Here is a 25,388-nt window from a genome sequence, read left to right on the forward strand (position 1 = left end):
ACCTACGTGTGCAGCGGACGATTTCCGCGGATGCCATGCTCCATTTCCGCCGGCGCAAGGGAGAGGCGATCCTGATGGCAGCTACCAGGACGATACGTGTCAACGGAATCGACGAGGAACTGCCAGAGGATCCGCGCGTCACGCTGGTCGACTTCCTGCGCGATCGGCTCGGCCTCTCCGGCACCAAGAAGGGCTGCGCCCAGGGCGCCTGCGGTGCTTGCACCGTCCTGCTCGACGGCGAACGCATCCTCTCGTGCCTCGCCCTGGCGAGCCAGTACGAGAACCGGACGGTCACGACGATCGAAGGCGTGTCCGATGGTGCCGGCCCCACCGCGCTCCAGGAAGCCTTCATCGAGAACGACGCGTTCCAGTGCGGCTACTGCACCCCTGGCCAGATCTGTTCCGCGATCGGCATGGCCGCTGAAGTGCGTCGTGGCGTCCCCAGCTACGTGTCTGGCGACCTGACCAGCACGGAAGCCGACGTTGGACACGAGGAACTGCGTGAGCGGATGAGCGGGAACCTCTGCCGGTGCGGCGCCTACAACGGGATCGTGGCAGCGGTCGCCGAGACGCTGAGTGGGGGCGACCTGTGAGGCCCTTCTCACTGCGCACCGCGAGCAGCGCCGACGACGCCATCAGTCGAAGCGGTGACGCAGGTGCAGCGTTCATAGGCGGCGGCACCAACCTGGTCGACCTCATGCGACAAGGCGTTGCGGCACCGACCGCGCTGATCGACGTCTCGGGGTTGGCCGGCTCCATCGAGCCAACGGCGAGTGGCGGCCTCCTCATCGGGGCCGCGACCCGGAACACCGCCGTGGTCGAGGACAGCCGCATCCGGACGAGCTATCCGATGCTGGCTCGGGCCATCACCTCGGGAGCGTCAGCGCAGATCCGCAACCTCGCCACGGTCGGCGGCAATCTGCTGCAGCGGACCCGCTGCCCGTACTTCTATGACCACGCCGGATCACGGTGCAACAAGCGCGATCCGGGCTCGGGTTGCGACGCGATAGACGGACCGAACCGTCTCCACGCGATCCTGGGCACGTCGTCGAACTGTGTCGCCACCCACCCGTCGGACATGAGTGTTGCACTGGCCGCGTTGGACGCCGTGGTACACGCGCACGGCGTCGACGGTGACCGTCGACTGCCCGTCACCGAACTCCATCCCTTGCCGGGTGACCACCCCGAGCGGGAGTCGAACCTCCTGCCCGGCGAGCTGATCACGGCAGTTGAACTCCCGGCCCCCCGCTTCACGACGCGATCCGCGTACCGGAAGGTCCGCGACCGCTCGAGTTTCGCCTTCGCGCTCGTGTCCGTGGCCGCCGCGATCGAACTCGTCGATGGGGTCGTGGCCGACGTGCGGCTGGCGCTGGGGGGCGTGGGAACCAAGCCGTGGCGCGCCTGGGCCGCCGAGGAGGCGCTCAGGGGACGAGCCGCGAATCACGAGATGTTCGATACCGCCATCCGCGCGGAGCTGGCACAGGCCGAGCCGCTACGGGACAACGGTTTCAAGGTGGAGCTCACGCGAAGGACGGTCGTCGCCGTTCTCGAGGACCTGGTGGAGGGCACGGCATGACTCTCGAAGTGACGCCAGCGCGATCGGCACAGCCCACGACCGTGGAACCACCGAGCACCGCGCGCGACGTGCCCGCCTCGACCGGCCGCAGCGAAGGGCGACTGGGCGAACCCGTCTCCCGCATCGATGGCGCACAGAAGGTCATGGGGCTCGCCCAGTTCGCGGGCGAGGTGCCCATGGAGGATCTGACGTACGCCACACTGGTCTACAGCTCCATCGCACGAGGCCGGATCGCCACGATCGATGTCACGGCTGCGCGATCGGCGCCTGGCGTCGTTCTCGTGATGACCCACGAGAACGCTCCCCGGCTCAATAGGCCCGCCGAGCTGCTGACCGCCGAGAAGGCTGCCGCACCGGACAGCTTGCCGATCATGCAGGATGACCAGATCCACTGGAACGGGCAGCCGGTCGCCATCGTCCTGGCCGACACTCAGGAGGAAGCAGATCACGCGGCATCGCTGATCGACCTCACCTACGAGGCCAGTTCGGCGGTGACCAGCCTCGCAGAGGCCAAGCCGGAATCGCGAGTGGCCGACGGGGATGACGGGGCGCCGCTGCGTCACGAAGCGGGGGATGCAGAAGCAGCGTTGCGCGATGCCGCGTTCAGCGTCGACAACAGCTACCACACGTCGCCCTGCAACCAGAATGCATTGGAACTGCACGCCGCCACTCTCAGATGGCGAGACGGCGAACTCGAGATCCACGACTGCACCCAGACGATCGCTTGGGTCGCCTGGACGGTTGCCGAGGTCTTCGGACTCCGTGAGGATCAGGTCTACGTCAGCGCACCTTTCGTCGGGGGCGCGTTCGGGGGGAAGGTTCTCGGGCAGCATCTGGTCATCGCCGCCGCGGCCTCACAGATGGCCGGCCGCCCGGTCCGGCTGGTTCTCAGCCGTGAGGGCGTCTACCGAGTCATCGGCGGGCGTGCCGAGACCGAGCAGCGCGTCGCCATCGGGGCAGATCGAGATGGGCGATTCAGCGCGCTCATCCACAGGGGCGCCGTCGCTGCGTCGCGACACAACAAGTTCGCCGAGCCGTTCATCATCCCGACGCAGTCCCAGTATGCAGCGGAGACGATGGACCTCGAGGTCCGCAAGGCCGACTTGGACATCCCGTCGACCGGCCGCATGCGGGCTCCCGGCGAGGCGACAGGCAGTTTCGCCCTGGAGGCCGCCGTCGACGAGCTCGCCGTGGCGATGGCGATCGACCCCATCGAACTGCGGCTGCGGAACGAACCAGTCCGGAATCCGATCACGGATCGGGACTTCTCATCGCGCCACCTGTCGGAGGCCTTCCAGATCGGAGCGGAGCGGTTCGGATGGGCCCAGCGCGATCCCGAACCAGGTGTCCGCCGAGACGGCGAATGGCTCATCGGTCTGGGATGCGCGGCCGCGATCTACCCGTACATGCGTTTCCCGGCAGCGTCGCGCGGATCGTTCTGGCGCAGGACTCGAGTGCCACGGTCGAGTTCGCCGCCCAGGAGATGGGGATGGGAACGACCACCGCCCTCTCACAGGTGACGGCCGACCAGCTCGGGCTGCCGTTCTCATCGATCACCTGCCGGTACGGATCGTCGTCGCTGCCCGGATCGTCACCGGCAGTGGGGTCGCAGCAGACAGCTGCCCTGACGGCCGCGGTTCTCGCGGCACAGCAGAACCTGCTGGCCGAGCTCCTGGCACTGGTCGAGGCGTCGTCACCGCTCGCGGGTCTCTCGCTTGACGAGGTCGAGGCGGCGGGCGGTGGGCTGTCCAAGATCGGCGACCCGACCACGTTCGAGGCGTACGGCTCCATCCTCGAGCGGGCAGGTCGCCACGAACTCAGCGCTGAGGGGGCCGGGGGCCCTCCGCTGGAGTGGGCGGTGCACTACTCCATGAACTCCTACGGCGCAGTCTTCTGCGAGGTACGCGTCAACTCGGTTACCGGCGAGACGCGGGTCACCCGGATCGTGGGCGCGTACGACTGCGGCCGGATCTTCAACCCGAAGACCGCAGCGAGCCAGATCCGAGGCGGGATCATCATGGGACTGGGCCTCGCGCTGACCGAGGGCACCGATCGGGACGAGCGAAGTGGGCGGATCGTGAATCCGAGCCTCACCGACTATCACGTTCCGGTGCACCTCGATGTCCCCGACATCGATGTCGTCTTCACGGGGCACCCCGATCCGCAGGCACCGGCCGGCGGCCGCGGGGTGGGGGAGATCGGGGTCACGGGGGTGGTCGCTGCGATCACGAACGCCATCTACAACGCGACCGGAGCCCGGGTACGCGAGCTGCCCGTGACCGTCGACAAGCTCCTCGCTGCCGGGATCTGAGAGGTAGCGGGGAGTCGTCCTGCGACCTCCGCCTGGATGCATCGAGAAGTGATATCGGGGCGGCCTGAGCTGACCGTGCCTCCGTAGCGGTCAGGCAACAACCCCCTGAACGAACCCGGCCGGACGGCGCGATCGACGACGGTCGGATGGGGCCGTTCGCCGGCTTCCTGTGCGACGACGGCCGGCCCCGCAGCTTCTTCGGCCAACGGCCACGTGCCCTCGGCCTTCGCGCGCCTGCTGGCGGGCCGCGCCCGAGTGGGCGGTCGCCACCTCGAGCGTCCCCGACCCCGCCAGCAGCCGCACCCACCGCGTCTGCCCGATCACCGGTGGAAGTCCGGCGTCGAGCCCCTGTCAGCTGAAGGTGAGGACCGGCTTGATCGCCAGGCCGGCCTCGGATGCCTCGGCTGCACTGTCGATGTCCTGGAAGCCGTAGGTCGTGATGAGGCGGTCGAGGGGGAAGCGCCCTTGCTTGTACAGCTCGACGAGCTTGGGGATGAACAGCTGGGGAACGCTGTCGCCCTGCACGATGCCACGCACGCTGCGGCCGAACAACAGCACGGCCATGTCCAGCGACACGTCGGTGCCAGGTGCAGCGGAGCCGATATGACCGCACGTGCCGCCGTGATTCAGGCACTCGACCGCTTGACGCAACACTGCGGGAGAGGCGGTGGTCTCGACGGTGAAGTCGACGCCGATGCCTCCGGTGATCTCCTGGATGCGCTCGACCGTGTCACCGTCTGCAGCGTTGATGGTGTGTGTCGCTCCGAGGTCCTCGGCCAGCTCGAGCCGTTGCTCGTTGAGGTCGACGGCGATGATGGTCGTGGATCCTGCGACAACCGACGCCATGACAGCGCTCAGCCCGACCGACCCGGTCCCGAACACCGCGATGCTGCTGCCGGCCGGCACCCGCAGGGAGTTCAGGACGGCACCCGCACCGGTTTGGATGCCGCATCCCAGCGGGCCCAACAGCTCGAGCGGCACCTCGACATCGACCTTCACGACGTTCCGCGCGTTCGCCAGAGCGTGCGTCGCGAAGGCAGACTGCCCGAAGAACGCGCCGTGGACCTCGGCATCCCCGTTCCTCAGCGTGGTCGTGCCGTCCGGCCGTGACCCGGCGAAGTTGTACGCGAAGATCTGCTCGCAGTACGCCTGGCGGCCATGGGCGCACATGCGGCACCCGCCGCACGAGTTGTACGTGAGGACGACATGATCCCCGGGGGCGACCGACGTGACCCCTTCGCCCACGGCTTCCACGACTCCCGAACCCTCGTGACCGAGCACAGCCGGCAAGGGCACGGGGTACAACTGGTCGCGAACGATGAGATCCGTGTGGCAGATGCCAGAGCCGACGATCCGTACGAGGACCTCGTCGGCGCGAGGGTCCTCCAGCTCTAGCGAGACGAGCTCGAACGGCGCCCCCTTGGAGGCGGTCAAAGCTGCGGTGATGTGCACGGTAGAGCTCCCTGCTAGGGCGCGGATCCCAGACGATCAAGCGGAGATCGACTCGCAGCGCGGGTAGGCGGTGGTCCTTGCCGCCGAGCTTGCGATCGATGCCGCTGATCTTGCAGGTCGGCTACCAGAAAATACGCGCAGGGCCGCGCGTCTTGTGTCACCCGAATGGGGACACTTTTCGACGCCGGTGCCACGTCCTCGATCGCAGGAGGGGCGGGGTCGCTCGAAGCGGCGTAGCTGCGTCAGCGGGCGGCCGCCCGACCGGTCGGGGTGGCGCACCGGCGCCGTCCCGGAACGAGGCGGGCGGCCTGGCTCGACACCGATGTCCGTGACGTGAACTACGCTTGCGCATCGGTCGAGGCGTTGTCGGATGCGAGGATCGGCAGCATGGGCGTCCAACCAGCTCCGGATGCGGACGTTGCCGCGATCCCGCCCATGTCTGGCTCCGAGCTGCGGGCCTGGCGCGCTTTCGCCGAGGGTGGCCAGCTCATCGCGACGTTGCTCGACCGCCGCCTCAAGGACCATCTCGGTGTGTCGCACGCGGACTTCGGTGTGTTGCGGCGCCTTCAGGACAGCCAAGGTCATCGCCTGAGCATGCGGGACCTGCGCCACGAGGTGTGGTTCTCCCGCAGCCGGCTGACACACCAGATCAACCGGTTGGAGGCGAACGGACTCGTCGTCAAGACCGCCGACGCCGACGACGGACGACGGCAGATCGTCGCTTTGACCCCGGTGGGTCTCGAGACCGTCGCCGATGCGCAGCGGATGGTGCGTCGACTGTTGCGGCAGCACTTCTTCGACCAACTCCCACTCGGCTCGGTCGAGGTCCTCGCCCAGGCGCTCGAACAGATGAACGAGCACCTGCGTACCCAGCCCGAGTGTCAGCTCTATCGGCATAGCTGAGCAGCTCGGCGGAGCGGTGAGTCGTTGACACCGAGGACGCGCGTGATAGCATCGCTGAACCTTCAGCGATGCGTGGGAGGGTGTGGCCGTGGGTAGGGAAGTCGACGAGTTCGTGACCTACTGGGGGCCGTCCATCAACGAGTGGGGCGATGGCGCGGAGCGGCGTTGGACCACGAAGCGTGATCTCGATCAGTTGCAGGGTGAGATCGCGCAGGGTGCCCGTGTCATGCGCAAGGTGAACGTGGACGAGATCCTCGCCGAGGGTGTTGAGACCGGCGTGGACATGGTCAACGGGTTCCTGCCGCTGGTCATGTTCGCCAACGAGGATTTCATCGTCGAGGTGACGAACTGTCCGGTTGAGCAGGGCGGGTGGCATCGGAACCTCGGGGCTGATGAGTGGGTGTTCCAGTATCGCGGTAGCCGGACGATCGAGTGTGAGTCGGGTCATGTCACGCTTGAGGAGGGGGATATGGCGGTCATTCCGCGTGGGATGTCGCATCGGAATGTTGGTCATGGTCCGAACATCGAGTTGACGATCTATAGTCGTCAGCCTTTGAAGCGTCTTGTGCCGCTCGATCCGGCGAAGGCGCGCGAGAAGATGCGGATCAAGGACGGCAAGCCCCTGAACGGTGAGGTCCTCCTCGAGCACGCGGTCATCGACCGTCACGGCGAAGAGCCCCCGGTCCCAGGTGGCGCTCAGTAGCGTCCGTTCGGTGTCGAGACGTGGGGGGCTCGAGGTGGAGGACCGCCACCTCAGGTTCACGCGACCTGTCACGACCCCGCGCTAGCGCGCCTGGTCGAGCCGCGGCCGCTGCTTCGCGCGACGACGTCGTGCGCTGCCGGCGCACCGGCGTGCAGACGATGGGTGTGTGCGTCGCGGATCGGGTGAGGTCGCCGATCGAGGCCACGCCGTCGAGGCGGCCCGCAGCGCGCGAGCTTGGCCGATGGGCCCGCATCAGGGGTGGCGTCAGGCGCGTCGAGGTCTTCCGGATGGGTGTGGGAGAACCTCCATCCTCGGGAGGTCTCGACCCCGACACGGCCGCCGACGCGCCGACCAGCGCCGCCGCCGACGCCACACGCCCGCTACCACCTCGGATGAGTCCCGAAAAAGTACCCGTGCGGGTGAGTTCGCCCGAGCCCTTCCAGCAGTAGCGTCGTGTGATCGAACGAAAGCAGTCTCCACCTTCGGGCGGAGGCGCCAATGTGTGGAGGGTCTGATGGTTACGCGAACTCGTGCGGTGTTCACCCGGGGGGCCGCTCTCGCATCTGCCGCCCTATTGGTCGTTGCATGCGGCGGCGAATCGCTGGGATCAGGTGCTGCGCCGCCGGTCGACGACGACTCGGATTCTGCGCCGCAGGTCGACGACGACTCGGATCCTGCGCCGCAGGTCGACGACGGCCCGGTGAAGGTGGGCCTGCTCGTGGCGAAATCCGGGACGTTCGCCGCGGTAGGCCGGGATATGGAGAACGGGTTCACGCTGTACCTGGAGCAGAACGACAACATGCTCGGCGGAAGAGAAGTCGAGCTGGTCACCGTGGACGAAGGCGAGACCCCGCAGACGGGCGTCGCCGGGGTCAATCGTCTCGTGCAGCAGGACGCCGTCGACGTTCTCGTCGGTGTCGTTGCCGGGCCGACCGCCATCGGCGGTCGCGACATCTTCGACTCGGGCCAGGTGCCGACCCTGCTGGCCAACACCGGCGCTGTGGCCTTCACCGACGAACTCGCCTCAGAGTGGATCTGGCGCACGTCCCAGGACAACAGAGAACCGGGACAGGCGTTGGCGCAGAAGTTGGCCGAGGACGACAGCGTCGGCGACGTGTTCCTGATCGCCCCGGACTACTCCAGTGGCTACGAGATGCTCGACGGGTTCAAGGAGCACTTCCCCGAGGATCGCGTCGTCGGTGAGGTGTACACCCCCTTCGGAACCACCTCCGACTTCTCCGGTTACCTCGCACAGATCCGGTCGTCGGGGGCGGACAGCATCTACTCGTTCTTCGCAGGCGCCGACGCCATCAACTTCGTCACGCAGTACCACCAGTTCGGGCTCGCTGATGAGGTCACCCACTACAGCGCGGGCTACGTCACCGACGGTCCTGTTCTCGAGGCGCAGGGTGATACCGCTCTCGGTGTCTTCAACTCCGTGCGCTACAACTGGGACTTCGAGAACCCCGAGAACCAGGCGTTCGTCTCGACGTACGTCGAGAAGTTCGATGGGCTGCCCACCGGTTTCGCCGCGTCGATGTACGACACCGCCCTCATCCTCGACCGTGCCATCTCCGAGGTCGACGGCGAGGTCACGCGGGCTGCGATCAACGAGGCCCTCGGGAACATCGGTACGGTCAGCGGCGTGCGTGGCGAGCTGAGTTTCGACGAGACTCGCACGATCGTGCAGGGCTGGCATCTCACCGAGGTGCAGCAGACCGACGACGGGCTGCGCAACGTCACCATCGAGCCCCTGCCCAACCCGTGACGGACCGGACCCTCCGGTTGAAGGACGGTCGTTGACATGGCTTGGGTGATCGCGAACCTGGGAGTGCTGCTCAACGGTGTTGCCGTGGGGCTGCTGCTCTTCATGATGGCGGTCGGGTTGACCATCCTGCTCGGTCTGCTCAACGTCCTGAACCTCGCTCACGGGTCGTTCTTCCTCGTCGGTGCCTACCTCGGCTACCGGATCGCCGGAGAGACGGCGGCGACGTGGGGCAGCTTCGTCGCCGCCGTCGGCGTCGCCATGGTGCTCGGCGGATTGTTGGGCATCGGACTGATGATGCTCATGCGTCCGCTGATCGGCCGCGGCCACATGGACGAGGCGCTGCTCACGCTGGGTCTGGCGTTGGTGATCAGCGAGCTGTTGTTGCTGACGTTCGGCAAGGACGACCACGCGATGGCGGCGCCGGGCGCTCTGGCTCAATCTGTCCGGGTGGCTGGTTCGTCCTACCCGGCCTACCGGCTGGCCGTCATCGTGGTGGGGGTGGTGGTCGCCGCGGCGGTGTGGTACGTCCTGGAGCGGACGTCCGCGGGCGCGGTGGTGCGTGCGACGGTCGCCGACCCCCAGATGGTCGAGGCCGTGGGGATCAGCGTCCGCAACGTCGCGCTCATCACGTTCGGTGTGGCCTCCGCACTGGCCGTCGGCAGCGGCGTGCTCGCTGCCCCGATCAAGGGCGCCTCTGCCGGGCTCGGTACCGAGATCCTCCTGCTGGCCCTCGTCGTGATCGTGGTAGGCGGCGTGGGCTCCGTTGGCGGCACGATGATCGGCGCACTCATCATCGGAATGGTGGAGAACCTCGGGGTCGTGCTGATGCCCGCGACAGCGTCGTTCCTGCTGTTCGGGGCGATGGCGCTGATCATCACGTTCCGCCCCGGCGGCCTGTTCCCGAACAGCGCGGCGGTCGGGCGATGAGCCGATGAGTCAGATCCTGGCCGATTGTCGACGGCCGACGGTGATGATCACCGCGGCGGTCATGGCCCTTCTCGCGGCAGCACCGCTCCTCGGTGCCAGTAACTACTCCATCGCGATCCTCACCAGCCTGCTGGGCTTCATGCTGCTCGGCATGTCGATCAACCTGGTGGCCGGGCATGCCGGACTGCTCACCCTCGCCCACGCTGCGTACGCGGGCGTCGGTGCGTACGCCAGCGTGCTCGTCTCGCGCAACCTGACGCACAGCGCACTGGTGCAGCTCGCCGCCGCCGTGGTGGCGGCCACGGCCGTCGCCGCGGCCACCGGCTGGATCGCCGTGCGGGCCTACAAGATGTACTTCCTCATGCTGTCGTTGGCGATCGGCGAGTTGCTGTTCCGCGCGGCGATGCGGTGGCGTTCGTTCACCGGGGGGAACGACGGGCTCGGGGCAGGGGCTCCCATGGAGCTCGTCCCCGGCACGCCGATCCTGCTCTCCGGCTACGTCTACTGGCTCGCTTTCCTGGTCTTCGCGGTGTGCGCGGGCCTGGTCCTGCTGGTCGTGCGATCGCCCTTCGGGTCATCCTTGCGCGGGATCCGGGACAACGAGGAGAGGATGCGGGGGCTCGGCTACTCGACGGCGTACTACAAGTACGCGGTCTGGACCTTCTCGGGTGCGATCGCCGGTGCCGCCGGCTGGATCCTCGCCGCGCAGATGCCTCGGTTCATCACGCCGGCAACGATGTCCTTCCACCTGTCGGCGCTCTTGCTCCTGGCGGTGATCATCGCTGGACGAGGTTCGATGTGGGGTGGCTGCGTCGGGGTGGCGATCGTGATCCTGATGACCGACGTCGTGAGCCAGGATCTGGGCGGCCATGGCCCCTTGCTTCTCGGACTGATCTTCGTCCTCGCTGTCTACCTGGTCCCCCACGGCCTCGCCGGCATCGGCCGCGAACGACGGCGACGCCGCAAGGAGGCCGATGGACCGCCGGAACCTTCCCGGCCTGAGGATGCCGGGGAACCGGAGCCAGCGAAGGAGGTGACGACGTGAGCGAACCGCCCCTGAGCCTTCAGGGCATCTCGAAGAACTACGGCTCGGTGGTGGCCGTCGACGATGTCAGCCTCCAGGTGTCGGCAGGTTCCCGCCACGCCATCATCGGACCGAACGGGGCGGGGAAATCCACGCTGTTCGCGCTCGTTGCGGGCACGCTCCGGCCGACGTCGGGCTCCGTCACGATGTACGGCGAAGACGTCACCCGGTTGGCTGATCATCAGCGTGCCCGACGCGGTCTGGCCAGGACCTTCCAGCACTCGACCATCTTCGCTTCGATGACGGTGCTCGAGAACGTGATGCTGGCCGCGCAACGTCGTCACGGCAGGCCCGCCAAAGCGATCGGCGGCCAGTCAGCTGCGTCGAGGCAGGCGGCCGATGCAGCCCTGAGCGAGGTCGGCTTGCTGGATCGCCCGACGGTTCCAGCGGGTTCGCTGTCCCACGGTGAGCGACGTCAACTCGAGGTCGCGTTGGCACTCGCGGTCGATCCCAGGATCCTGCTCTTCGACGAGCCCACCGCAGGGATGTCAGCTGCGGAGACGGCGCGGTTCGTGGAGCTGGTGCGCAACCTACCGAGGCAGATCACGGTGTTGATCATCGAGCACGACCTGGACGTCGTCTTCACGCTCGCTGACCGAGTGACGGTGCTGCATCTCGGTGCTGTGGTGGCCGACGGGGCTCCGGAGCAGATCCGAGATTCCGAGCTCGTCCAACAGATCTATCTCGGCGCGCCACCCGACGCGGAACTCGGCGCCGGCGATGCCGGCTCGGGGGTGGTGACGTGAGCGTGCTAGAGGTGCAGGACCTGGCCGGGGGCTACCCGGGCACGCGAGTTCTGGATGGCGTGAACCTGTCGGTGGCCGATGGTGCCGTGCTGAGCCTGCTCGGCCGCAACGGCGTCGGCAAGACGACGTTCGTCCACACGATCATGGGCATGTTGCCAGGCACCGGCAGCATCCGCTTCGCCGGTGAGGAGCTGATCGGCAGATCGACGTACCAGATCGCGCGGGCCGGCCTGGCCTTGGTGCCCCAAGGGCGCAGGGTGTTCGGGCCGCTGACGGTCGAGGAGAACCTGCAGATCGCTGCTCGCAACGCGCGGCCAGGCAAGTGGACGCCGGAGTCCGTCTACGAGCTGTTCCCGCAACTGGCCGATCGTCGCGCCAACCGCGGCAGCGTGCTGTCTGGCGGCGAGCAGGAGATGCTCTCGATCGGCAGGGCGTTGGTGACCAACCCACGGCTGCTGCTGCTCGACGAGCCTTCGGACGGGCTCGCGCCCTCGATCGTCAACCTCGTTGGCGACGTGGTTCGGTCGTTGGCGAGCGAGGGTGTGACGATCCTGCTGGTCGAGCAGAACGTCGCTCTCGCTCTGAGGGTCGCAACGGAGACGGCGGTGATGTCCAAGGGGCGCATCACGTTCCGCGGCAACCCCGAGGAACTCCGGTCGGACGACGGCCTCGTCCGAGACCTGCTCGGAGTGGGATAGACCGCCATCGGCGGTTCCGCTCGCCCGCCGCGGAGCCGAGCACGTCCATCGCGATCTGCTCGAGACCGACGAGCGTGCCGGGCGATCGCGGTGCCGCGGCGGCTCGTACCTGCGGGCGTTCGGGGCGCTCCTCAGAAGACGATGGTCGTGTTGCCGTGCCGGGCGACGCGGTCTTCGAGGTGCCAGCGCACAGCCCGAGACAGCACGGACCGCTCGACGTCCGCACCCAGGCGGACCAGGTCCTCGGTGGTGTGCTGGTGGTGAACGCGGACGACGTCCTGCTCGATGATCGGGCCCTCGTCGAGGTCGGGGGTGACGTAGTGGGCGGTGGCTCCCACGAGCTTCACGCCGCGGTCCTTGGCCTTCTGGTACGGGGCGGCGCCGATGAAGGCGGGCAGGAACGAGTGGTGGATGTTGATGAGCGGGCAACCCGTGCCATCGAGGAACGCGGGGGTGAGGATCTGCATGTACCGGGCGAGGACGACCAGATCGACGTTGCCCTGGAGCAGGTCCAGGATCCGGGCCTCAGCCTCCTCGCGGTTGTCGCGTGTGGCCGGGACGTGGATGTAGGGCACGCCGAACGGGCGGACCTGGTCGGCGAGGGCGGCGTGGTTGGAGATCACCATCACCACGTTCATGTTCAGCTCGCCACGGCGGTTGCGCCACAGCAGGTCCAGGAGACAGTGGTCGGTCTTCGAAGCCATGATCGCGACCCGTTTGGGCGTGCTCGCCTCGGTCAGGCGGAAGGTCATGCCGAACTCGTCGCCGACCTCCGTGGCGAAAGCCGCTGCCAGCTCGTCGCGGGCGGCGGCCAGACCGGGCAGGATGAACTCGGTGCGCTGGAAGAACTCGCCGCCCTCTTCCTCGGTCGCGTGTTGGTCGAGGGTGACGATGTTCGCACCGGTCTTGGTCAGGAAGGTGCTGGCCGCCGAGACGATGCCCTGCCGATCGGGGCACTGGATCAGCAACCGGCCCCGATCCGCACGGTGATGCGACGCGGGGGTGGCGCGCGGGAAGACGGTGGCGGTGGTCGCCGACGCGGTCATCGGTACTCCTGTGGGATGAGCCGGAGAGGGTGGTCAGCCGGGGTTCTGCAGGAGCCGCTTGCGCCACACCTCGGTCGATGCAAGGTCGTTGAAGGTGAAGACGTGGAACCCGGCGATGGTGTTGTCAGGCTTGCCGATGTGCGGCGCCAACCCCCTCATGATCTTGTCCGGGTTGAAGCCGCCCCGAGTGAAGAAGCGCCAGAGCAGGCTCTGCTGCTTGGACAAGAACTTGGCCGACTGGCCGATACCGAGCCCGGCCGAGACCCGCAGGAGCTTCTGGCGGTGGACCGCCCCGGGCACACCCACCTGCACGGGCAGGTTGATCCCACGCCTCTGGAGTTCTCGACTCCAGGCGAGGATCAGGTCAGGGTCGAACACGATCTGCGTCGTGATGTGGTTGGCCAACCGTGCCTTGTCCTTCAGCGCCTGGAAGAGCACGTGGTCGGGCACGGAAGGGTGCCCCTCGGGGTGGCCGGCGATGCCGATGTTCGTGAACCCGTGGTTGAGGTCGTGGAGAGCGCGCAGCAGCGCCAGCGCATCAGCGAACTCGGTGAGGGTCTTCGTACGGTCGCCACCAACGACGAAGACAGCGGTGATCTGCGCCTCCCGGCAGCGGGCAACCACCTCCGCAAGGTGGCCCTGGTCCCGAACCTGTTGCGCGGAGATGTGTGGCGCGACGGTGTACCCGTGACCGGCCAGCGCGACCGCGAGATCGATGGTGGCGTCCTGCCCCTGCTTCGGGGAGGCCGTCACCGTCAACGGCACGGTCACCGGCACCTCGTCGACGACGAGCTTCTCGGTGTTCTTGAGGGGGATCACCTCGTAGCCGAGGCTGGCTGCGGCCTGTCGCATCGATGCCCGGGTTTGGGGCTGCCGAGCCGTACGGGCACGGATCACTGTCGCGCTCCTCTCGCTGCACGGGCACCGCGGCCCTCGATGAGGGCGTGGTGCCTGCGGGTCCGGATGGACCTGTGCTTCAGCGCGCGTGCACGGCTTCGCGCATCATCTGCCGAACCGAAGAGGAGAAGGGCACAGCTTCGATGGTCGCCCGGATCTGCGTCTGCTCGTGGCGCTCCACGTGGGGCTTGCGTGACCCCCCGTTGGGCTCTCCCCACGTCACGAGAACCTCCGAGCCGATCTCTGCGTGGCCGTGGTTCATCAAGGCGTGCGAGATCAGTGCTCCCTCGCTGTTCAGGTACCCAGCGTGGCAGGACACGCCGACCAGGTCGCCCGCGTCGTTGCGGACCTCGTCGAACTGGTTCCAGGAGTAGAAGACGATGGGTAGCTCGATGGCCTTGTACCGCGGACCCGGACCGAACTGGGAGGCGAAGACGCGGGCCACGTCCTCCTCGTTCCAGACCAGCGCGACCTTGGTGCGGCGCTTCTCGATCGGGAGTGCCTCGAGCGCCTCCCGGCCGATGAAGTCGTGATCGAACTTCATGATCGATCCGTAGCCCAGGTCGTAGGGCGTGACGTAGTAGTCCTCGATGTCGGAGGAACGGAAGCTGCCGCCGATCTCGGTGTTGGCCTCCCAGCCCGTGGCGGAGAGCCATTCGCGGAATCCGCGCATCTCCTCACCGGTGAAGATGCCGGCCACCGGGTAGGGCATCCATCCGTCCGAGAACTGGGTGCTGAAGTAGGCCTGGGTCCCCACCGGAGTGATGCCGAACTCCGCCCCCTCCTCGAGGAGCGCGTCGCGGACGGTCTTCTCCTCGGCGTACGGGCCGGAGATCTCGACACCACGGTGCCCAGCCATGCCGTGCCGAAGCACGAGCACCTCGACACCGCGGATCTTCACCCGTGCGGTGTGGAAGAACTTGATCTCCGGAGCGCCGCCCTCCACGACCTTGTCGAAGATCTTCTCCGCGTGGGGGCCGTCCAGCTGCAGGCGGAAGTTGATCCGCCCGCCCGTGGGGTTGATGTTGGACGGCTCGTCCTTGGTCACGGTGACGTCGTAATCCCCGGTCACGGCGTTGTAGTGCACCCAGTCGATGATCGGCATGCCACTGATGAGCTCGAAGCGCTGCTCACCGAGGCGGTAGGCGACGCAATCGCCGATCACGTGCCCGCGGGGGGTACACGCCACGAACTGCTTGGCGCGATCGAGGGTCCAGTTCGCCATGCTGTTGATGCCCACCCGCTCGATGAGTCGGGCCGCGTCGGGCCCCTCGACGAACAGTTCCGGCATGTGGTGAGACTGGTGCAGGAGTGCGGCCGTCTCATGCCACGAGCGCTGCTCGTCACGCCAGTTGGTGAAGGCGGGAGGGATGAAGGCCCCGGTCTTCGCAACCCCAGCGCGGGAGAAGTGCGGGGCGACCGCGTCGTTGTAGAAGTAGTCGACGAGGTCTGGCGTCCTGTCGATCAGCTGCTGAAGCGACTCTTCGGAGTCCTGGCGCATCGTTCTCCCTCTCGAGCTCAGCGGCAGACCGATGCCTGCCTATGTCATCTAGCGGTAGGTCTGTCATCCCGTGGTTGGTCGTTCGCTGGACGGCTCTGCGGGTCGCATGTGAGAGGACCCGCTGCGGTCTGCTGCGGCTCGTGGGGTGGCCGTGGAAAGCAGGGTATTCGGACCTGAATGGGGTCCCCGTCACCCGATTGAGTAACTTCCATGCGTGGCGTCCGCGGTTCCCCTCCTTCCGCGCAACGCCCGGCGATCGCCTCGGGTGGGCCGACGATCCGACACCCGATCGGGCAGTTCGCAGGCCACGGCGCGGCCCCTTCCACCCGGAGGCGGACCGGGAACCGATCGAGGCGAGATGTACCCCGACGGGGGACGGCGGAGGTGTCGGGACTGCTCGTAGGGTCGGGAGGACGAGTCGTGGCCGACGCCACGGAGGTGACATTGACCCGACCGGACCCCTCCAGGAGCACCTGATGGCAGAACTCGAGATCCGCAAGATCCGCGTCGAGGTGGAGGAGATCCGCCACCACCTCGGGCACACCGACGACGGCGGCCCCCTCATCCGCGCCGCGGCCTGCGCCGTGATCCGCAACCCGTTCGCGGGGCAGGGCCACGTCGAGGACCTGAGCAGCATCATCGACGGCTCCGCCGCCATCGGCACCGAGCTCGGGTCACGCTGCGCACAGGCCCTCGACGGCCAGGTCGACAGCTACGGCAAGGCCGGCATCGCCGGGACAGCCGGTGAGCAGGAGCACGTGCACGCCGCCCTGACGTCGGTGTTCGGGAACGCGTTCCGCGACGCCATCGGCGGCGGGGTTGCGTGGATCTCGTCGACCAAGAAGGTCGGTGCCCCGGGAGCGACCATCGACGTGCCGCTGGCCTTCAAGGACGAGGTGTGGGTCCGCAGCCACTACGACACCATCACGGTGCAGGTCCCCGACGCGCCGCTCGCTGACGAGCTGGTCATCATCGCGGCCGTCGCCAACCGCGGCCGCATCAACGCGCGCGTCGGGGGTATGACCCGCGAGGCGGCGGTGGCTGCACAGGACGCCTCATGAGCTCGCTCGCGATCCGCAACGCGGGCACGTTGCTCACGGGCCGTCTCGAGGCACCGGTGGCGGAGGGCGACGCCGTCCTCGTCGCGGACGGCACCATCGTCGCCATCGGGGACAGCGCCGATCTCGCGGCACGTCTCGATGCGGCTGAGGTGCAGATCGACGCCCAGGGCTGCTCGGTCGCGCCCGGTTTGATCGACTCCCACTGCCACGTCGTGCTCGGTGACTACACACCACGACAGAAGACCGTCGACTTCCTCGCCAGCTACGTGCATGGCGGCATCACGTCGGTCGTGTCGCCGGGCGAGATCCACGCGCCGGGCCGCCCGCACAGCGCCGTGGGCGTGACCGCCCTCGCGATCGCGGCCAAGACGTGCTTCGACGGGTTCCGTCCCGGTGGCATGCGGGTGCACGCGGGCAGCGTGGTACTGGAGCCGACCCTCCGGCCGGAACACTTCGCGCAACTGCAGGACGCCGGCGTGCACCTGGCCAAGTTCGGCTTCGGTCGCTACGAGCGACCGTCCGATGGGGTCGACCAGGTCCGGTGGGCGCAGGAGCACGGGATCACGGTCATGTGTCACTCCGGTGGCGCGAGCGTCCCCGGATCCCAGCCCATCACGCCCGACGACCTGCTGACGCTCGGTCCCGACGTCTGCGGACACATCAACGGAGGCCCGACGTCGCTCGCCGAGGCCGGCGTCGACAAGATCATCCACGACTCGACCATGGCCCTGCAGCTGGTCCAGGCCGGCAACCTGCGGTCCTCGCTCCGCATCCTCGAGGTCGCGGCTGACGCCGATGCCCTCCGACGAGTCGTGATCGGCAGCGACACCCCCACCGGCACGGGCGTCATGCCGCTCGGGGTGATCAAGACCATCGCCGAGTTGTCCTCGATGTCGGACCTCGCCCCCGCGGTCCTCTGGGCCATGGCGACGGGCAACGTCGCCGATGTCTGGGACCTGCCAGCGGGCTACCTCGAGGAGGGGCGAGCCGCCGACCTGATCGTGATGGACGCGCCCTGGGGCTCGCTCGCCCCCGACGCGCTCGGCGCGCTCGCCCGCGGCGACATCCCCGGGATCTCGGCGGTCGTGACCGCTGGTGAGGTCCGTGCGCTGCGTAGCCGCAACACGCCCGCTGCGGCCCGGATGGCGACCGTCGCGCCCGCCATGGATCACCTCGAGGGTGCTCACTGAGGCACGGTGCCGGCGCTACGAAGGAACAGCTCCTCGATGCCGTCGGCTGTGATGATCTCAGGGCTCCGCAGCGAACCGTCGCCGGCGTTCCAGAACGTGCCGCTCTCCGCAGGGTTCGCGGACGAAGTCGCCGACAGCCGCGTAGGCCTCGACCCCGTCGAAGGCCGCGCCGACGCGCTCTTCGAGGACGCAGCTGTACTCGCCCTCGTGTGCCGTTGCCGACGCTGCGGACCAGCCTCAGCGACGCCATACCAGGAACCGGCATGTGCCGTCGGCCCTGGATGTGGCCGTCGAGATAGGTTCCACCGTCCCGCAAGAGCCCCTCGAGATCCGCGAGGATGATCAGATGCAGCTCGTGCCACACAGCCCCAGCGACGGTGTCTATCCGGCGACTGACGACTATGCGCATGCGATGGAGGTCCGTGGCGCCCAACGGCTGCTGTTCGTCGCCGGAACCATGGGGCTGGACTCCTCGGGTACTCCCGGGGAAACCCTGGACGAGCAGCTCGACCTGATCTGGTCGAACATTCGCGTCATCCTCGCATCCGCCGACATGACGACGGACAACATCGTGCGGTTGACCAGCTACCTCCGAGACAGCTCTTACGCAGAGGCGAACGCGGCTGCCCGCGTGGCCGCACTCGATGGCCGGGTGGTGCCGACAACCGCGGTCGTCGCCGAGACGCTCGTGAGCGACTGGCTGGTCGAGATCGAGGTCATCGCTGCGGGCTGATCTCGCCATGCGACGGGGACTGCCCACATGTCGGGTTCACCATCGGAGAACACCCCGCGCCAGGCGACCGTGCCCACGGCTGGCGGATCGCCAACTGGGTCACGACCCCCGCGAACGAACTCGCCATCCGCAACATCGTCTGGGACGGCCGGATCTGGACCGGCACCAACTGGAACTCCTCACAGGCGCACCGGTGTGGGCACGCCAGCGGGGGCGCCTACGGCCGTGCGAGGGTGATGACGTCGTCGACGGACCAGTGGTCGTCGATGTGGTCGCCGTACTTGGCGGCCACGACTCGGCCGTCGGGGGCGAGGAGGATGTCGGCCGGTAGCCCGTAGCGGCCGCCGTCGGGGAACAGGCGTGGTGCCTTGGCCCGGCCGCGCAGGACGTCGATGGTGCTGCGGAGGAGCGCGCGGATGATCATCGGCCAGGCGCGCGGGTCGAGCATGCCGCGGGGTGAGGACTCGACGTCGAACTCGCGGTAGAGGTGCTTGTCGGGATCTGGGATGAGCGGGATGGGCAGGTCCGTGGCGTGGGCCGCCAGTTCGGTGGCGGGGGAGTGGAAGACCCCGATCTCGACGACGCCGGCGGCGAGCAGTTCGTCGTAGCGGTGGGCGAAGGTGCGCAGGTGGAGGTTGCACACCGGGCATCCTGCGAACCGGCGGAACTGCAGGTGCACGAACCGGTCGCCGTCGGGGATCTGGACGTGGTCGTGGAGGGCGGTGGTGAGCTGGCGTGGGGTGACGTGTGTACCGGGTCGGACGCGGGAGGTGGTGGCAGCCGCTCCGGTCACGACGACGCCTCCGCTGTCCGGTCGGCGGCGAAGGTGTCGCGGCAGCCCCGGGCGCAGAACCCGTAGGTCGTACCGTTGATCTCCAGGGTCAGCTTGGTGCGTGACAGGTCCACGCTCATCCCGCAGATCGGGTCGCGGACGATGTCGGCTGCTGCCGCCGGCGCCTGGATGTCGCCGTCGGCCGTGACCTCGAGCTTGCCGGTGGCCAGGTCGGCGAGACGGTCGATGCCGAGTGCGGTTCCGAAGGTCCCGAACCCGCCTTCGGGGACGTCGACGAACTGGACCCACACGGCCGGTTCGCGCAGCACCCGGTCGGGGTCGTCCTCCAGCTCGCCGAGCGCTGTGGTCACGTCGGCGATCAGGGAGTCGTCGGGCATGGCGCGGCGCCAGCTGTCGGGCATGCTGATCCGGACCAGCCACTGGCGGCCATCGCCGGCATCGCTGCGACCGGCGGCCCACCCGGCCGGCTGGTGGACGATGGCACGGACGGTCGTGGTGTGGCCTCCGACGAGGTCGACGAGCCGTCGGGCGAGGCGATCGGCCTCGCCGGTCTCCAGGGTGCGGTCGGGGGTGAACAGTTCGAAGAGCATCATCTGCGGAGGTCCTCCGGGAGGTGGATCGGCGGTGCCGATCGGCTGCTCGAGCCGAGGAGCAGCGTGGCTGTCTCGTGCGGCTGCGTCGTCACACCCAGGGGTGCATCTCCAGGTGCGGTCCGGGGCGTACGCCTCCCGCGGCCTACCTCCGGGGGAGTACGCCGCGACGCCGCCTGCTGGCCGACGTCGTGGGAGCCCCACAGAGCTATCGTCACGAGATGGACAGCCGCAGACGTGCCCTCGAACCGCGTGATCTGGTCCTCCCGGCGGGCCTGGGCGTCTTCGCGCTCCTGGTGATGTTCACCGCCGAGGTGGAGCTCAGGTCGCCCGACGCGGTGAGCGCGACGCTGGTGATCGTCAGCTGCGCCGCGCTCGCGCTCCGTCGGATCGTGCCGCTGGGCGTGCTGCTGATCACGTGCGTGATCGTGGTCGTCTACCCGACGGTCGGGTACCCGGGCGCGGCGACGGCGTTACCGGTCTTCGTCGCCCTCCACACCGCGGTCGAGGCAGGGCGCCGGCTGCCCGCATGGATCACCGCAGCGGCCACCATCGTGGTCGGCACCATCGCCTCGACCCTGTGGCGGGACGGGCCCGAGACGGCGCTCGAGAACCTCGAGCAGCACCTGCTCATCGCCGGCTGGGTCGTGGCGTCCGGGGTCCTCGGGGAGGTCGCCCGCCAGCGCCGGGTGTACGTGGCCGAAGTCGAGGCACGTGCCGCCGAGGCCGAACGCACCCGTGAACAGATCGCCCAGCGCCGGGTGGCACAGGAGCGGCTCAGCATCGCTCGCGAGCTGCACGACTCGCTGACACACAGCATCTCGGTCATCAAGGTGCAATCTGGCGTCGCGGTCCACCTCGCGCGCAAACGTGGGGAGGAGGTCCCGCCAGCCCTGCTCGCGGTCCAGGAGGCCAGCACCGACGCGATACGTGAGCTGCGTGGGACCCTCGACGTGCTGCGGCCCGGCACGGTCGCCGACGAGGGGATGCTGGCGGTCGGCATCGAACGCCTCCCTGAGCTCGTCGAGGTGACCAGGAGGTCGGGACTCCAGGTGTCGTTCACCATCACCGGGCGGACCGACGGCCTGGCGCCCCACCTCGACCGCGCGGTCTACCGGATCGTGCAGGAGTCCCTGACCAACGTCACCAGACACGCGGCGGCATCCCAGGTTGACGTGCACGTCGTCCTCGACGACGACGTGCTCACCGTGCGGGTCGCCGACGACGGCACCGCGAGCGACCAACGAGCCACGCCGCCGGGGCTGGGCATCACCGGGATGCAGGAACGAGCGCGCGCCCTCGGAGGCCGGCTGGTGGCTGGGCCACGTCCCGCGGGCGGCTTCCTGGTCGCCGCGGAACTGCCGACCACCGTGACGGTCCCGTGATCCGGGTCCTGCTGGTCGAGGACCAACCGCTGATCCGTGGCGGCTTCCGCGCGCTGCTCGACGCCGAGGACGACATCGAGGTCGTCGGCGAAGCGCCCGACGGCCGCACAGGTGTCGAGCTGGCGACCCAGTACCGGCCCGACGTGGTGCTGATCGACGTGCAGATGCCGGTGATGGACGGCATCGAAGCGACCCGCCGGATCGCGGCCGACCCCGACCTGGCCGACGTGCACGTGGTCGTGCTGACCAACTACGGCATCGACGAGTACGTCTTCGAGGCGCTCAAGGCCGGAGCCGGCGGTTTCCTGGTCAAGGACATCGAGCCGGCCGACCTGATCGCTGCGGTCCACACCGCTGCCCGCGGCGACGCGCTCCTGTCCCCGGCCATCACCCGCAAGCTCATCGACGAGTACATCGCACGACCGATCGAGGTCGGACCCACGCCGGGCACCGAGGTCCTCACCGCCCGCGAACGCGAGGTCGTCGCGCTGGTCGGCAGGGGCCTCAGCAACCGACAGATCGCCGACCACCTCGTCGTCAGCCCCGCCACCGCAAAGACGCACGTCAGCCGCGCGATGACCAAGCTCCGCGCCCGCGACCGGGCACAGCTGGTGGTCATCGCCTACGAGACCGGCCTCGTCTCACCGCAGCGTGGTGCCTGATGCCATCCGCGGCCTGGTGCGGATGGCCAGCACCAGCAGCCAGACAGCCAGCGCGTACACGAGCACGCCGCCGATGACCTGCACGGCTGGTGTGCCGTCCGACCCGGCGGGCAGGTAGGCCCAGTCGGCCTTGCGTTCGGTGACCGGTGTGGACCCGTCCGCCTCGCCGGGCCACGATCGAGGAGGCGGACACGGTCGTGCAGTTCGGGTGGTCGATGACCGCGAGCAGCGCGGCGACGGTCGTCGTGCGTGTCGACCAGGCAGGACCGACCTTCCGCTCGGTCGTGGTGTGCAGCTCGGTGGAGTGTTCCCGCAGGCCAGAGGGGGTGCGAGCGGGGGGACTCGAACCCCCACAGCCTTGCGGCCACTGGGACCTAAACCCAGCGCGTCTGCCAGTTCCGCCACGCTCGCGTGCGGGGAAATCTAGCCTCTGACCTGCGGAAACGTGCCGCCGGCCCGTCCCGGTGCGGCCCCTACGGCGGGCGTGGCCCCCGCCGTGGCCCCCGCAGCGGCACGTCACCCGTCGTCGAGGTGGAACCCACGCTGACGGAGCGCCTGCCGCGCTTCGTCACGTGCGGCAGGGTCGTCGTCCTGACGGGCCACCCTCCGCATCGTCTCCACGGGGTCGACGCCGGACGCTTCCACGGCCTGACGGAGCTGGTCGTACGCGCCGGCCCCCGCCGCCTCCGCTGCGTCGACGATCACCATCGCGTGGTCCAGGTCGAGCCGTTGGAGGGCGTCCCGGTCGTGGGCGAGGTCGACCCGGCGGCGCTCCACAAGCCGTTCGTACTCGTCGAGCCGGTCGGCTGCTGCGTCCCCGTCCGGGTCGGCAGCGATCGCGGCGAGGAGCCGCAGCGTCGTGGCGCGCAGTTCGGGATCGTCAGCGTGTGGCCCGGCGTCCATCGTCAACCCTCCAGGATCAAGCGTGCGAGCGTGTGGGCGGTCACCTCGTCGGCAGCGGGCAGGACGTGGCTGTACGTGTCCAGCGTGATAGCGACGTTCGCGTGCCCGAGCCGCTCGCTGATCACCTTCACCTCGTGCCAGCCGGCCGCGGACGCGAGCGCCGCCGAGGCGTACGAGTGCCGGACGTCGTGGAGCCGGATCCGCGGCAGCTCGGCCGCCTTGCGGTGCGCGTGGAACCAGGTCGACACCCGCTCCGGGTGGTTGACCCACCCGTCGGTCCGGGTGAACACCACGCCGGTACGTGAGGTGCCGAGGTGGTCCGGTTCCCCGTCACGCCACCCCGGCCCCATCGCGAGCCGCTCCGCTGCCTGCCGGACCTTCCACGCCCGCAGCGCGTCCACGGTCGCGGGGTCGAGCGCCATGGTGCGCTCACCCGCCTTCGACTTCGGGTGCCGCTTCCACGTCGGTTGGCTGTCCACGATCCCGAGCGTCCAGGTCACGCGGAGCCGTCCCTCGTCGAGGTCGACGTCCTCCCACGTCAACCCGGCGACCTCACCGCGCCGCATCCCGGTCGTGACGAACAGGAGCCACATGGCGTAGAGGCGGTCACCCTCGACGTGGCGGACGAACCGGCGCAGCTCGGCAGGGGACCACCACGCGCTCTGGGACCGTCCCGCCTGCGGCGCGTCGACCGCGGACGCGACGTTGCGGGACGTCCGCCCCGCCTTCACCGCCGCGGACAGCGCCTTGTGCAGCACCCCGTGGACGTTGACGACCGACTTGGGGGACAGCCCCTTGTCCCGCTCCAGCACGTCGTACAGCCGGTCCACGTGCGCGGGCGTGAGCGCCTGGAGCGGGATCGCGCCGAGCGAGGGGACCAGGTGGGCACGGACGAGGTGGCCGTACGTCTCCCACGTCGACAGTCCGACCGACCCGCGATGCCTCCGGGCGGTCGCACCACCTCGCGGCCGGATCGACGGCAGCCACTCGTCGACCAGGTAGTCCGCCACGGTGACCTTGTCCGGCGAGACGTACGTGCGCCGCTCGATCGCGTCCTGCGTCTCCCGCAGGAACCGGCGCGCCTCCGCCTCCGAGGTGAACCCCCGCTGCGTCTTGCGCTGCCGGTTGCCCGCACCGTCGCGCTCCAGTTCGTAGCGGACCCGCCACCGCTTCGATCCGTCCGCCAGCGTGTAGCTCGACACGCCCGCGTACCGTCCACGCTTGCCCTCGCTGACGCTCATGCGTTGCCCTCCTCGTCCATCCCGAGCAGCTCACGCGCCCGGACGGTCAGCTCCCCGCCGGCCTGCCGGTCCGCGGTCTGTGTCAGTAGTCCGACCTGCCTCGCGCGGCGCACGAGGTTCCTCGCTGTCCCCTCCTCGACGCCACGCGCCTGCGCTACCGCTGCTGCGGTCGGCCGGCCCTCCTGGAGCGCCTCGACGTACACCCGAGCCACCTCGGCCAGGTCCGCCTCCGTGAGGTACTGCCGGCGTGCTGAGTCGGCCACCAGACGCCGCTTGACGTTCGTGTGCATCGGCCGGGGCGTTCCCCACGACGGAGGGTCCCGCAGCTCACCAGCGGGCCGCAGAGGGCCACTGTCGGCCGCTACCGGGAGCGCCTCCTGGACGATGGTCGCAACGGGCGCCCGGAGGTCCCTGCTGGTCACCTCGTAGGTGCCGCGCCCCTCGACCACGACGCTACGTGCACGCGGCCGACCGCTGCCCGGGTCGACCTCGACCTCGACGAGGACCCGCACCGGCCGGTCGGGGTCGTCGTGGATCGCGACGAACGCGAGCGGGAGCCACGTCCCGTCACCCGCGGACACCTGTTGCTGTGTCGCGTCGAACCGGACCTTGATGTTCGCCATGCCGAGGACGGTAGCAAGCTGGTGTCATGCTGTCACTAGGTGTGCACAGACTCACTACACACAGGGGGGTCCGGGTGAGGCATCATCGGTGCACAACGAGTCGGAGACGGAACCGATGGACCAGGAAGCGCTGCTAGTGACGGCGGAGGCTCGACGGCTCGCGACGTCCGGTGACGGGGCACGGATCCGGCAGGCTGCACGGCTGTCGGTGGCCGAGGTCGCGGCTGCGGTCGGGGTCGACCGGGTGACGGTCGCACGGTGGGAGACGGGGGAGCGTCGCCCGACCGGCGAACCTGCCCTGCGGTACGCGGCCCTCATCGGAGCGTTGGCTCGGCAGGCGGAGGTGCAGGCGTGACGTCGGTGCTGAAGCTGGACGAGCTGCCGGACGTGCTCCGCACGGTCGAGGTCGCGTCGGTGTTGCGGGCGGACGAGGACACGGTGCGTGAGCTGCTGCGGTCCGGGGAGCTGCGCGGTGTCCGGGTGGGACGGAACTGGCGGATCCCGCGGGCGGCGCTGCTGGCGTTCCTCGGCCTCGACGGTGAGGGAGCGGACCGGCCGACGTTGCGGGCCGTGGGGGACTGACGTGTGCGTCCCC

27 protein-coding genes, 1 tRNA gene and 1 pseudogene are annotated in these 25,388 nt (G+C 68.8%); 19 read left to right on the plus strand and 10 right to left on the minus strand.

Annotated elements, in window-relative coordinates; all coding sequences use genetic code 11:
- Nucleotides 1–74: 74 nt before the first annotated feature.
- From NITAL_RS23070 to NITAL_RS29290, 4 genes are read left to right on the plus strand one after another with little or no spacing between them, the layout of a single operon-like run.
- Nucleotides 75–593 carry a 2Fe-2S iron-sulfur cluster-binding protein gene (locus NITAL_RS23070; RefSeq protein WP_052668638.1) on the plus strand — a complete coding sequence of 173 codons (519 nt, stop codon included), beginning with the start codon at nt 75–77 and terminating at the stop codon, nt 591–593.
- Entirely contained in the window at nt 590–1,576 is a 987-nt protein-coding gene (locus NITAL_RS23075; protein WP_052668639.1) for an FAD binding domain-containing protein, read from the plus strand. Before NITAL_RS23070 ends, NITAL_RS23075 begins: the two co-directional genes overlap by 4 nt.
- Nucleotides 1,573–3,096 (plus strand): xanthine dehydrogenase family protein molybdopterin-binding subunit, encoded by a 1,524-nt coding sequence (locus tag NITAL_RS29285; RefSeq protein WP_211262625.1) that lies wholly within the window; start codon nt 1,573–1,575, stop codon nt 3,094–3,096. The genes NITAL_RS23075 and NITAL_RS29285 overlap by 4 nt, the downstream gene beginning before the upstream one ends.
- Complete coding sequence (locus NITAL_RS29290; RefSeq protein WP_281175610.1) at nt 3,015–3,887, plus strand: xanthine dehydrogenase family protein molybdopterin-binding subunit; 873 nt, start codon at nt 3,015–3,017, stop codon at nt 3,885–3,887. Before NITAL_RS29285 ends, NITAL_RS29290 begins: the two co-directional genes overlap by 82 nt.
- 351 nt (nt 3,888–4,238) lie before the next feature.
- On the opposite strand, the gene NITAL_RS23085 is transcribed toward NITAL_RS29290, so the two are convergent.
- On the minus strand, nt 4,239–5,339 hold the full coding sequence (locus NITAL_RS23085) for an NAD(P)-dependent alcohol dehydrogenase (RefSeq protein WP_052668640.1): 1,101 nt from the start codon (nt 5,337–5,339) through the stop codon (nt 4,239–4,241).
- Nucleotides 5,340–5,609: 270 nt separating this feature from the next.
- Here NITAL_RS23085 and NITAL_RS23090 point away from each other — a divergent pair, with 270 nt between their 5' ends.
- From NITAL_RS23090 to NITAL_RS23120, 7 genes are all read left to right on the plus strand, one after another.
- Nucleotides 5,610–6,242, plus strand: coding sequence for a MarR family winged helix-turn-helix transcriptional regulator (locus tag NITAL_RS23090; RefSeq protein ID WP_157042048.1), 633 nt, complete (start codon nt 5,610–5,612; stop codon nt 6,240–6,242).
- Between the two features lie 88 nt (nt 6,243–6,330).
- Nucleotides 6,331–6,945 carry a cupin domain-containing protein gene (locus NITAL_RS23095; RefSeq protein ID WP_052668642.1) on the plus strand — a complete coding sequence of 205 codons (615 nt, stop codon included), beginning with the start codon at nt 6,331–6,333 and terminating at the stop codon, nt 6,943–6,945.
- Nucleotides 6,946–7,645: 700 nt separating this feature from the next.
- On the plus strand, nt 7,646–8,713 hold the full coding sequence (locus NITAL_RS23100) for an ABC transporter substrate-binding protein (RefSeq protein ID WP_052668643.1): 1,068 nt from the start codon (nt 7,646–7,648) through the stop codon (nt 8,711–8,713).
- A 36-nt stretch (nt 8,714–8,749) separates the two neighbouring features.
- Nucleotides 8,750–9,640, plus strand: a complete 891-nt coding sequence (locus NITAL_RS23105; protein ID WP_052668644.1) for a branched-chain amino acid ABC transporter permease — start codon at nt 8,750–8,752, stop codon at nt 9,638–9,640.
- Nucleotides 9,641–9,644: 4 nt separating this feature from the next.
- Nucleotides 9,645–10,685, plus strand: a complete 1,041-nt coding sequence (locus tag NITAL_RS23110; RefSeq protein ID WP_083441932.1) for a branched-chain amino acid ABC transporter permease — start codon at nt 9,645–9,647, stop codon at nt 10,683–10,685.
- On the plus strand, nt 10,682–11,470 hold the full coding sequence (locus NITAL_RS23115) for an ABC transporter ATP-binding protein (protein ID WP_052668646.1): 789 nt from the start codon (nt 10,682–10,684) through the stop codon (nt 11,468–11,470). Before NITAL_RS23110 ends, NITAL_RS23115 begins: the two co-directional genes overlap by 4 nt.
- A complete protein-coding gene (locus NITAL_RS23120; RefSeq protein ID WP_211262626.1) occupies nt 11,467–12,168 on the plus strand; it encodes an ABC transporter ATP-binding protein in 702 nt (233 codons plus the stop codon). The genes NITAL_RS23115 and NITAL_RS23120 overlap by 4 nt, the downstream gene beginning before the upstream one ends.
- A 131-nt stretch (nt 12,169–12,299) precedes the next feature.
- Here the strand turns inward: NITAL_RS23120 and purU are convergent, their stop codons facing one another.
- The 3 genes from purU to NITAL_RS23135 form a co-directional block, all read right to left on the minus strand.
- Nucleotides 12,300–13,214, minus strand: a complete 915-nt coding sequence (gene purU / locus NITAL_RS23125) for a formyltetrahydrofolate deformylase (protein ID WP_083441933.1) — start codon at nt 13,212–13,214, stop codon at nt 12,300–12,302.
- Between the two features lie 33 nt (nt 13,215–13,247).
- Nucleotides 13,248–14,066: a methylenetetrahydrofolate reductase gene (locus NITAL_RS23130; RefSeq protein ID WP_052669994.1), complete on the minus strand. Its 819-nt coding sequence runs from the start codon at nt 14,064–14,066 to the stop codon at nt 13,248–13,250.
- Between the two features lie 124 nt (nt 14,067–14,190).
- Complete coding sequence (locus tag NITAL_RS23135) at nt 14,191–15,612, minus strand: aminomethyltransferase family protein (RefSeq protein ID WP_052668648.1); 1,422 nt, start codon at nt 15,610–15,612, stop codon at nt 14,191–14,193.
- A gap of 476 nt (nt 15,613–16,088) precedes the next feature.
- Here NITAL_RS23135 and NITAL_RS23140 point away from each other — a divergent pair, with 476 nt between their 5' ends.
- The 4 genes and pseudogenes from NITAL_RS23140 to NITAL_RS29685 form a co-directional block, all read left to right on the plus strand.
- On the plus strand, nt 16,089–16,673 hold the full coding sequence (locus NITAL_RS23140; RefSeq protein ID WP_052668649.1) for an amino acid synthesis family protein: 585 nt from the start codon (nt 16,089–16,091) through the stop codon (nt 16,671–16,673).
- Nucleotides 16,670–17,863 carry an amidohydrolase family protein gene (locus NITAL_RS23145; protein ID WP_052668650.1) on the plus strand — a complete coding sequence of 398 codons (1,194 nt, stop codon included), beginning with the start codon at nt 16,670–16,672 and terminating at the stop codon, nt 17,861–17,863. Before NITAL_RS23140 ends, NITAL_RS23145 begins: the two co-directional genes overlap by 4 nt.
- A 346-nt stretch (nt 17,864–18,209) precedes the next feature.
- On the plus strand, nt 18,210–18,596 hold the full coding sequence (locus NITAL_RS23150; RefSeq protein WP_052669996.1) for a Rid family hydrolase: 387 nt from the start codon (nt 18,210–18,212) through the stop codon (nt 18,594–18,596).
- A gap of 41 nt (nt 18,597–18,637) precedes the next feature.
- Nucleotides 18,638–18,763 (plus strand): annotated as a pseudogene (locus NITAL_RS29685) (VldE C-terminal domain-containing protein); the annotation flags it as partial.
- A 50-nt stretch (nt 18,764–18,813) separates the two neighbouring features.
- Here the strand turns inward: NITAL_RS29685 and NITAL_RS23160 are convergent.
- Together NITAL_RS23160 and NITAL_RS23165 are read right to left on the minus strand one after the other, a co-directional pair.
- The gene (locus NITAL_RS23160) at nt 18,814–19,389 is read right to left on the minus strand and encodes a peroxiredoxin-like family protein (protein ID WP_052668652.1); all 576 of its coding nucleotides are present in this window, start codon (nt 19,387–19,389) and stop codon (nt 18,814–18,816) included.
- Nucleotides 19,386–19,982: a YHS domain-containing protein gene (locus NITAL_RS23165; RefSeq protein ID WP_052668653.1), complete on the minus strand. Its 597-nt coding sequence runs from the start codon at nt 19,980–19,982 to the stop codon at nt 19,386–19,388. The genes NITAL_RS23160 and NITAL_RS23165 overlap by 4 nt, the downstream gene beginning before the upstream one ends.
- A 218-nt stretch (nt 19,983–20,200) precedes the next feature.
- Here NITAL_RS23165 and NITAL_RS23170 point away from each other — a divergent pair, with 218 nt between their 5' ends.
- Both NITAL_RS23170 and NITAL_RS23175 read left to right on the plus strand, forming a co-directional pair.
- Nucleotides 20,201–21,364: a sensor histidine kinase gene (locus tag NITAL_RS23170; RefSeq protein ID WP_052668654.1), complete on the plus strand. Its 1,164-nt coding sequence runs from the start codon at nt 20,201–20,203 to the stop codon at nt 21,362–21,364.
- On the plus strand, nt 21,361–22,026 hold the full coding sequence (locus tag NITAL_RS23175; protein ID WP_052668655.1) for a response regulator: 666 nt from the start codon (nt 21,361–21,363) through the stop codon (nt 22,024–22,026). The genes NITAL_RS23170 and NITAL_RS23175 overlap by 4 nt, the downstream gene beginning before the upstream one ends.
- A gap of 327 nt (nt 22,027–22,353) precedes the next feature.
- Here the strand turns inward: NITAL_RS23175 and NITAL_RS23180 are convergent.
- The 4 genes from NITAL_RS23180 to NITAL_RS23195 form a co-directional block, all read right to left on the minus strand.
- Nucleotides 22,354–22,437, minus strand: a tRNA-Leu gene (locus tag NITAL_RS23180).
- Between the two features lie 105 nt (nt 22,438–22,542).
- A complete protein-coding gene (locus NITAL_RS23185) occupies nt 22,543–22,929 on the minus strand; it encodes a hypothetical protein (protein WP_052668656.1) in 387 nt (128 codons plus the stop codon).
- A gap of 2 nt (nt 22,930–22,931) precedes the next feature.
- The gene (locus tag NITAL_RS23190; protein ID WP_052668657.1) at nt 22,932–24,170 is read right to left on the minus strand and encodes a tyrosine-type recombinase/integrase; all 1,239 of its coding nucleotides are present in this window, start codon (nt 24,168–24,170) and stop codon (nt 22,932–22,934) included.
- Nucleotides 24,167–24,793 carry a hypothetical protein gene (locus NITAL_RS23195; RefSeq protein ID WP_052668658.1) on the minus strand — a complete coding sequence of 209 codons (627 nt, stop codon included), beginning with the start codon at nt 24,791–24,793 and terminating at the stop codon, nt 24,167–24,169. The genes NITAL_RS23190 and NITAL_RS23195 overlap by 4 nt, the downstream gene beginning before the upstream one ends.
- Before the next feature lie 115 nt (nt 24,794–24,908).
- On the opposite strand from NITAL_RS23195, the gene NITAL_RS23200 reads away from it, so the two are divergent.
- Nucleotides 24,909–25,148: a helix-turn-helix domain-containing protein gene (locus NITAL_RS23200; protein WP_083442309.1), complete on the plus strand. Its 240-nt coding sequence runs from the start codon at nt 24,909–24,911 to the stop codon at nt 25,146–25,148.
- The gene (locus tag NITAL_RS27600) at nt 25,145–25,375 is read left to right on the plus strand and encodes a helix-turn-helix domain-containing protein (RefSeq protein ID WP_052668660.1); all 231 of its coding nucleotides are present in this window, start codon (nt 25,145–25,147) and stop codon (nt 25,373–25,375) included. Before NITAL_RS23200 ends, NITAL_RS27600 begins: the two co-directional genes overlap by 4 nt.
- Nucleotides 25,376–25,388 lie beyond the last annotated feature (13 nt).

Source organism: Nitriliruptor alkaliphilus DSM 45188, assembly GCF_000969705.1.
In the GTDB taxonomy this organism is placed as follows: domain Bacteria; phylum Actinomycetota; class Nitriliruptoria; order Nitriliruptorales; family Nitriliruptoraceae; genus Nitriliruptor; species Nitriliruptor alkaliphilus.

What these genes read in the sequence shown, in the direction of transcription:
- NITAL_RS29285 (WP_211262625.1), top strand. Translation starts at nt 1,573, where the DNA reads ATGACTCTCGAAGTGACGCCAGCGCGATCGGCACAGCCCACGACCGTG.
- purU (WP_083441933.1), bottom strand. Translation starts at nt 13,214, where the DNA reads ATGACCGCGTCGGCGACCACCGCCACCGTCTTCCCGCGCGCCACCCCC.
- NITAL_RS23185 (WP_052668656.1), bottom strand. Translation starts at nt 22,929, where the DNA reads ATGGACGCCGGGCCACACGCTGACGATCCCGAACTGCGCGCCACGACG.
- NITAL_RS23190 (WP_052668657.1), bottom strand. Translation starts at nt 24,170, where the DNA reads ATGAGCGTCAGCGAGGGCAAGCGTGGACGGTACGCGGGCGTGTCGAGC.
- NITAL_RS23135 (WP_052668648.1), bottom strand. Translation starts at nt 15,612, where the DNA reads ATGCGCCAGGACTCCGAAGAGTCGCTTCAGCAGCTGATCGACAGGACG.
- NITAL_RS23140 (WP_052668649.1), top strand. Translation starts at nt 16,089, where the DNA reads ATGGCAGAACTCGAGATCCGCAAGATCCGCGTCGAGGTGGAGGAGATC.
- NITAL_RS23195 (WP_052668658.1), bottom strand. Translation starts at nt 24,793, where the DNA reads ATGGCGAACATCAAGGTCCGGTTCGACGCGACACAGCAACAGGTGTCC.
- NITAL_RS23150 (WP_052669996.1), top strand. Translation starts at nt 18,210, where the DNA reads ATGCAGCTCGTGCCACACAGCCCCAGCGACGGTGTCTATCCGGCGACT.
- NITAL_RS23165 (WP_052668653.1), bottom strand. Translation starts at nt 19,982, where the DNA reads ATGATGCTCTTCGAACTGTTCACCCCCGACCGCACCCTGGAGACCGGC.
- NITAL_RS23170 (WP_052668654.1), top strand. Translation starts at nt 20,201, where the DNA reads ATGGACAGCCGCAGACGTGCCCTCGAACCGCGTGATCTGGTCCTCCCG.
- NITAL_RS23130 (WP_052669994.1), bottom strand. Translation starts at nt 14,066, where the DNA reads ATGCGACAGGCCGCAGCCAGCCTCGGCTACGAGGTGATCCCCCTCAAG.
- NITAL_RS23070 (WP_052668638.1), top strand. Translation starts at nt 75, where the DNA reads ATGGCAGCTACCAGGACGATACGTGTCAACGGAATCGACGAGGAACTG.
- NITAL_RS23145 (WP_052668650.1), top strand. Translation starts at nt 16,670, where the DNA reads ATGAGCTCGCTCGCGATCCGCAACGCGGGCACGTTGCTCACGGGCCGT.
- NITAL_RS23110 (WP_083441932.1), top strand. Translation starts at nt 9,645, where the DNA reads ATGAGTCAGATCCTGGCCGATTGTCGACGGCCGACGGTGATGATCACC.
- NITAL_RS23105 (WP_052668644.1), top strand. Translation starts at nt 8,750, where the DNA reads ATGGCTTGGGTGATCGCGAACCTGGGAGTGCTGCTCAACGGTGTTGCC.
- NITAL_RS23200 (WP_083442309.1), top strand. Translation starts at nt 24,909, where the DNA reads ATGGACCAGGAAGCGCTGCTAGTGACGGCGGAGGCTCGACGGCTCGCG.